The organism is bacterium (genome assembly GCA_040755795.1).
GTDB lineage: Bacteria > UBA9089 > CG2-30-40-21 > CG2-30-40-21 > SBAY01 > JBFLXS01.
This window is the reverse complement of record JBFLXS010000253.1, coordinates 1-5812: the sequence shown is the minus strand read 5'-3', so window position 1 is coordinate 5812 and position 5812 is coordinate 1. Positions and strand designations below refer to the sequence as shown.

Here is a 5812-nt window from a genome sequence, read left to right as displayed (position 1 = left end):
CGGAGAGCACGAAGTGAAATTTGATGAATTATCGAATAGAGTCATTGGATGCGCTATAGCGGTGCATCGAACTCTTGGGCCAGGTTTGCTTGACACCGTGAAGAGTGATAATTCACAATTGACAATTGACAATTCACCATTCACCATTATTAAGGAAATTTAGGGGAAAAATTGTGAATGGTGAATTGTGAATTGTGAATGGTGAATAGTTACTCAATAGATTCTCTATCCTCTTTTTTATCCACCGGATACCCCAGATAATCTGTGGTAAATTAAATAGGCAGGATAAATAATAGATGATATATTTAGGATTTAAGTGTTGATAAGATAATGCTGTTTTAAATTTCTTTCTTGCCTCCTGTAACTCACTTATTTCAAAATACCTGCATCCCCATTTAAAATAAAGTTTTCCATATCTTAATTTTGATTTACCTGCAATCTCAGGAAAATTCTGTATGGTTTTCTCAATAACTGCTTTTTCATAAAAAAACAACCGCTCAATTTTTTTTGTATTTTGAGCGTGATGAATTCGATATTTGACTAATGGTTGCTCAAGATAGCCACATTTGTAATAATGTGATAACCGAAGCCATAAGTCATAATCCTGGTTGACTGATAGTGTTTCATCGAAATTTCCAATTATCTTAAGGCATTCTCTCTTCATCATAACAGATGAAGTTAGTACCCAATTCTCCATAAATAGTATTTTAAAGATACTTCCAGATAAAATCTCTGTTAATTTCCGAATCCCTATTACATTTCCTGATTCGTCAATAAGCACTAAATTAGTATGAATCCAATCTATCTCCTGGCATTGTTGAAACAGGTTTATTTGTAATTCCAATTTTTGTGGCAGCCAGATATCATCTGCATCCAAAAAGGCAATATATTCCCCTTTAGATGATTTTATTCCCACATTCCTCGCCGAAGCAGGACCGCCATTATCTTTATAAATATAGTAAATTTTATCCATAAATGGCTCAATTATCCGTTTGGTATTATCTGTTGAGCCATCATCTACTACAATTATTTCAATATCCTGATATGTTTGTTCTACAACGCTATTAATAGCTTGCGGTAGAAAATTCTCTGCGTTATAGGTTGGAATAATAATACTTATCGTTGCCATAGTTTTATTCGCTCTACTAATTTGCTAAACTGACCATCTTATAAATCTTTAAAGTTTCATTAGCTGTCTTTTCCCATGAAAAAAATTTGGCTCTTTGAATGCCTTTTTCTCTTAATTCATTCGCAAGAGTGGTATTAGTTAAAACCTGTCCCATTGCTTGAGTTATTTCTGCTACATTATAAGGATTAACTAAAATCCCTGCATCTTCTACTACCTCAGCAGTGGCTGTTGTAGCAGAAGCTATAATCGGTGTGCCGCAAGCCATTGCTTCTACAACAGGTAACCCAAATCCTTCTACTAATGTAGGAAAGACAAATACCTCTGCTGAGGAATATAGCCCGGGCATATCTTCCATAGGAATTTCGTTAATAAAAATTACATCTTCTTTTAGATTTAATTCCTGGACTTTTTTTAATATTTCATCAGTTTCTAACCTCCACTTGCAACCTGCAATGACTAAATTATATGCTTCAGATACATTATTTTTTAACTCATAAAAAGCCTCGACCAATCTACCTACATTTTTTCGAGGACTTAAATTCCCTACATAAAGTAAGTATTTTCTATTTAGATTATACTTTTTCCGTATATTATTTAAGATATTCTTATCATTAATAGGATAATATTCTTCACCAACACCAAGATAAGTTACTCCTATTTTTTCTTGAGGGATTTTTAACACCTCCCTAATATAATTTTTAATATGATGAGAGATAGTAATAATGAAATCTGCTCTTTTTAAAGTAATTGCCCTTTCCAGTTCATATTTTTTAGCCAAAAAATTTAAACATTCTCTCATGCCTACTCCTGAATCGTAAATGGTAACGATTGATTTACCGAATAGTTGTGGGGGAGATGGGGAAAAAGTTTGATGAAAAATATCTACTTTCCCGACGAGTAATTCTATTGGCAGATGAAATCTGTCCCAGACCCAATCCTCTAAGAATTGAGTGCGACATCTAAAAACCCTATTTTTAAAATTTGAAGTCTCTAAGTCCTTTATAAACTTGTAATTTTTCGGTCTAACAAAGCTATGAAATAAAATATATTCATTCTCTTTATCTATTTTAGATAAATGTTTAATTAAGTTATATGGATATATAGCTAAACCACCGATCATTTGTTGAAAGACAATTTTTCTAACATCAATTCCTATTCGCATTTTCAGGCTAACTCCTTATACACTGCCAGTGTTTCACTGGCTGTTTTTTCCCATGAAAATAATTTAGCCCTTTGTAGCCCCTTTTCCTTTAGCTTCATCTTAAGATTAGTATCAGTTAATAGTTGATACATAGCCCCAGCTATATCCTCTACCTTAAAAGGGTCAATTAAAATTCCTGCATCCCTGGCTAATTCAGGTAAAGAAGCACTATTCGAGGTAATAACTGGTGTTCCACAAGCCATTGCTTCAATTACTGGTAGTCCAAACCCTTCATATAAAGAAGGGAAAACAAAGATTTCAGCACCACTGTACAAAGCTGGTAAATCTTCATCCGAAATATAACCTGTAAAAATAACATCTTTTTGTAGATTCGATTCCTTCACCTTTTGAAATAGTTTGTCAAAAGCCCAACCTCCACCTGCTATTACCAAATTATAACCGTCTATGGAATTCTTCACTTGAGAAAATGCCTCAAATAATCTGATAAGATTTTTTTTAGGTTCAACATTGCCCACAAATAAAATATATCTGTTTTTAATGCCATATTTATGTTTAATCTTATCAATTATTACCTTATCTTCGATAGGATAGAAGCACTCATTCACACCAGAATATATAACTTTGATTTTCTCTGCTGACATCTTCTTCCAGTTTTCCAATATCCGATTTTTTGTAAAGAGTGAGACTGAAATAATCAAATTTGCCCTTTTGATTCCCTTATGAACTTCTTTTTCCAGTGACTTTACCCACTCTAATTTTAGAAATTCAGGGTGGTCTATAAACATCAAATCATGGATTGTTAATACCGTTTTAGCCCAAATTGAGGGAAGAAGCAGATGTCTGGGAGCATGAAATACATCCAGCTTGCCCAGACAAGATTCTATGGGTAAAGAAGCTTTAAATAACCTGGTCATAATTTTTGACGGTATAGGGCAAACAACATTATGAAAATTATTGGAGGTGAATTGAGGAAGAAATCTTTGATATTGCGGTCTTATAAAATTGAAGAATAAAAAGTATTGATTTTCATTATCTATTTTTTCCAGGTGAGATATTAAATTAGCCAGATACTGTTCTAATCCTGCTCGTTCTTTTCTAATGAGACTCCGTGCATCTATTCCAATTTTCATAATCCTATTTTATCATTCATAGGAGAGAATGTCAAGGGAATTTTAAGCGGCGGCATAATGGGTCAGTCATTTGGGGGTAATGTGTAATAAAACCTTAGACAACCCCCTAACCCCCTTTGTTAAGGGGGGAATTTTGCCTACAAACCTGCAGTTCTGCTAATCCTCCAAATCTCTAATCTCTAATTCTCCATTTCACTAACCCATTAAGCGGCGGCACGAATGAGTGTTTCTTCTTTTTTCCCATTAGTCATTTGAAGTCCCAATCGTTGTTCTGTGGCTTTGATGATAGTTCCAATCATCTCACTGTAAGATATTCCTTCAATCTTTGCCATTTTTGCCAGGTGTCCATCCCAGCACCAACCCGGGTTAGGATTTACCTCAAGCAATTTAGGATTACCTTCTGAATCAACCCTCCAATCAAATCGGCAATAATCCCTGCACTCCAGGCGCTCATATAGTTTTAAACAACATTCCACAATGGATTTTTTTGTCTCCTCTGGCAACTGGGCAGGAATGGATTTGATAACCCAATATGGTGAGTCTGGAAGCCATTTTGCTTCATAGCCGCATATTTTAGGCAGTCCTTGTGGAAGTGCTGAGTAATCCTCCTCGATAATGGGTAAGATTGTATAAAATTCTGGTGGATTTCCTATTATTCCTACACTTAAGTCTTTCCCTGTCAGGAATTCTTCAACAAGAATAGGTTTATCATACCCAAATTTCTCACGGATTTCTGAAATAGCGTTTACCAGTTCCTCAATATTATTTGCCACACTCCGCTGTGTTATACCAAAACTGGAGTCCCCAAAGTTGGGTTTTGTAATTACCGGGAATTCAAAAGGAAGCTCAAAAGTGGTATCTTCTGGTTTGATAAAGAAAGCCTCTGGAACTGGAATTTCCATCTCTTTTGCAATTCCACGCACAAGTGATTTATCATAGCAGTAAGCAAGACATTGTGGGCCGGCGCCTGTATATGGAATATCAAGTATTTCCATCAAAGAAGGGATATGAAGTTCTTTTCTCGGGTCGTTATCATATCCTTCATCACACAAATTAAAGACAAAATCTATTTGAGGTTTTAGTTTTACCAACTCCTGATACAAGGTATCGTGGTTATTAAGTGGTATAAACCGATAACCATAGAGTTCTCTTAAGGCATCTTTTAATTGGTCAATTGTATAGAAATCATCATCATCAAAGATGCACATTGGTTTTAATGGGTCGGGTTTTGATGGGTCACCTAAAATTACGGCTATATTTCTTAGTGATTCTTTTGGTTTTTTCTTAATGGGTGTCCATTCTTTTCTAACTATAGAGCTGACGAGGATGCGTCGTTCCATCATACCCAGGTCTTGATTTCGATGGGAATCCGTTATTATTTCTCCATGAAAGGCAATATTCGTAAATCCTGCGGATTTGAGAAGTTCTTCCATACTTTCTCGGGTGTAAAGTCTTTCTGCATAAAATTGGTCTGTAATCACACCCTTTTCGACATGAGTTACTACTTCTCGTGAGATTAGACGCTGTTTATCTTTTGAAAGAGAACGCTCTCGACAGACAAAATGCTTTTTGTCTATCCATTCCCATGACCTTGGTTGAAATTGTTTTTTTAAATATTTTCCATCTGCCACATCGATAAGGATTCGTCCCCAGGGTTTTAGGACTCTAAAGATTTCTTTAAGCACCTGCAAATCATCCTGAATTGTTTCAAAATAGCCGAAGCTGTTACCCAGAATTACCACCACATCGAATGTATCTGGTGAAAATGGGATTTTTCTGGCATCGCCTTCTTTAAATCTGATATTCAAGCCTTCTTTTTTTGCTTGTGTTTTTGCCTTTTGAATGAGGTAATAGGAGCGGTCTAAAGCATCAATATCGGTTATACCACGGCTGGCTAATTCAAAGGTGTGTCGTCCCTGTCCGCAACATAAATCTAAAATTCTATCTTCTGGCGACAGTCTCAGGATTTTTGAAAATATATCAACCTCCTTCACGGTCAGGTTTTCATCCTCAACTACATCCGCATCTGTTTTTAAATAAATTGAGTTGAATATCCGTCGCCACCAATCCGGCTGAACATACTCCTCCAAATTGTGTAAAGGACCAAATGTCCTTTTACATCCTAATGTTACCTTTTCTTTACGAAATGGTTTGACATTAGATACTTTTATTTTCATTTTATTTCCCCCCCAAAAAAAAGTTTAGGATAATAATATCATTTTTTGGATAATTTTGCAACAAAAATTTTAATAAAAAAATAAAATTTTTCGTAACCGTTCAGGGCTATACATTAGAAGTGTAAACAAGGAGAAATGGGGAAAAGGGAGAATTGGAGAAATGGCTCAAACTTTTTCTTGCTCCACCCTTCAGACATTAATCCTGGTGTCGTGT

General features: G+C 35.4%; 4 protein-coding genes. All 4 read right to left on the bottom strand.

Features of this window, described 5'->3' with window-relative positions; all coding sequences use genetic code 11:
- Window positions 1-133: 133 nt before the first annotated feature.
- The 4 genes from AB1414_14060 to AB1414_14045 all read right to left on the bottom strand — a co-directional run bounded on the left by AB1414_14060 (window position 134) and on the right by AB1414_14045 (window position 5598).
- On the bottom strand, window positions 134-1129 hold the full coding sequence (locus AB1414_14060) for a glycosyltransferase (GenBank protein ID MEW6608546.1): 996 nt from the start codon (window positions 1127-1129) through the stop codon (window positions 134-136).
- A gap of 16 nt (window positions 1130-1145) precedes the next feature.
- Window positions 1146-2291 carry a glycosyltransferase family 1 protein gene (locus AB1414_14055; GenBank protein ID MEW6608545.1) on the bottom strand — a complete coding sequence of 382 codons (1146 nt, stop codon included), beginning with the start codon at window positions 2289-2291 and terminating at the stop codon, window positions 1146-1148.
- A 2-nt stretch (window positions 2292-2293) separates the two neighbouring features.
- The gene (locus tag AB1414_14050) at window positions 2294-3421 is read right to left on the bottom strand and encodes a glycosyltransferase family 1 protein (protein MEW6608544.1); all 1128 of its coding nucleotides are present in this window, start codon (window positions 3419-3421) and stop codon (window positions 2294-2296) included.
- Between the two features lie 203 nt (window positions 3422-3624).
- Window positions 3625-5598 carry a methyltransferase domain-containing protein gene (locus AB1414_14045; GenBank protein MEW6608543.1) on the bottom strand — a complete coding sequence of 658 codons (1974 nt, stop codon included), beginning with the start codon at window positions 5596-5598 and terminating at the stop codon, window positions 3625-3627.
- Between the last annotated feature and the right edge of the window lie 214 nt (window positions 5599-5812).

Coding starts and splice junctions, on each gene's coding strand:
- AB1414_14045 (MEW6608543.1), bottom strand. CDS start 5,598: ATGAAAATAAAAGTATCTAATGTCAAACCATTTCGTAAAGAAAAGGTA.
- AB1414_14055 (MEW6608545.1), bottom strand. CDS start 2,291: ATGCGAATAGGAATTGATGTTAGAAAAATTGTCTTTCAACAAATGATC.
- AB1414_14050 (MEW6608544.1), bottom strand. CDS start 3,421: ATGAAAATTGGAATAGATGCACGGAGTCTCATTAGAAAAGAACGAGCA.
- AB1414_14060 (MEW6608546.1), bottom strand. CDS start 1,129: ATGGCAACGATAAGTATTATTATTCCAACCTATAACGCAGAGAATTTT.